This window comes from Arsenophonus sp. ENCA (genome assembly GCF_002287155.1).
Classification (GTDB): Bacteria; Pseudomonadota; Gammaproteobacteria; order Enterobacterales; family Enterobacteriaceae; genus Arsenophonus; species Arsenophonus nilaparvatae.
The window spans coordinates 1-629 of record NZ_NHNG01000801.1 but is presented as its reverse complement, the minus strand read 5'-3'; the positions used below and the strand labels follow the sequence as shown (position 1 = coordinate 629).

Here is a 629-nt window from a genome sequence, read left to right as displayed (position 1 = left end):
ATTGCCAGCAATCACTGACAAATACTGACGTTGTGGCATCCTTTTTGTCCCAGTTACGCCATTGTGTAGATTTAAACGGGAGCGGTTTTTTTAACGTTTGGATTAATAAAGTTTCTTCAGGGTTTAGATGCCTGAGACTAGCCGATTTGCCTGTCCCTGACTCACCCAGTATTAATGTTGCGGTCGCCATTGTTAATCACCCCTTATTTTTCCGCCTAATGGTCCATCTCTTAGTTCCTGACCAATAAAAGGATTGTATTCTTTGTTTGCCGTATCTATCGGTTGGTAAGTATTTATCGATGACTGACTTATTAATTTTTCTAGCGCTTTTGCTTCTTTATCGTACATTTCCATCGCTTGACGTTTTTCTTTCATCGATGGGGATAAAGGTTCTTTTCCTTGACTGATTGCGTCCATCTGTTGTATTGCATAGGCAATAGCGTCTTCTTTTGATTGGCATCTCCTTTCATCTGTCAGCCTCGGCAATTTCATGTAAAATCTCCTCGAAAATCCTGCCAGCTGACAGGGACGTTTTGTTGTCCAAGTACTTCGCGTTGATGTTCATATTTGTTATGCTCCTTAAGCTCATTGCTTTTTCTTTGCTCCTTAAGCAACTGAGTCAATTCAAA

1 protein-coding gene and 1 pseudogene are annotated in these 629 nt (G+C 40.5%); both read right to left on the bottom strand.

Annotated elements, in window-relative coordinates:
- Window positions 1–190: pseudogene (locus CBG25_RS20840) on the bottom strand (ATP-binding protein); the annotation flags it as partial.
- A 2-nt stretch (window positions 191–192) separates the two neighbouring features.
- Window positions 193–492, bottom strand: a complete 300-nt coding sequence (locus tag CBG25_RS20835) for a hypothetical protein (RefSeq protein ID WP_290608977.1) — start codon at window positions 490–492, stop codon at window positions 193–195.
- Window positions 493–629 lie beyond the last annotated feature (137 nt).

Excerpts from the sequence above, each read along its gene's own strand:
- CBG25_RS20835 (WP_290608977.1), bottom strand. The coding sequence starts at position 492 with ATGAAATTGCCGAGGCTGACAGATGAAAGGAGATGCCAATCAAAAGAA.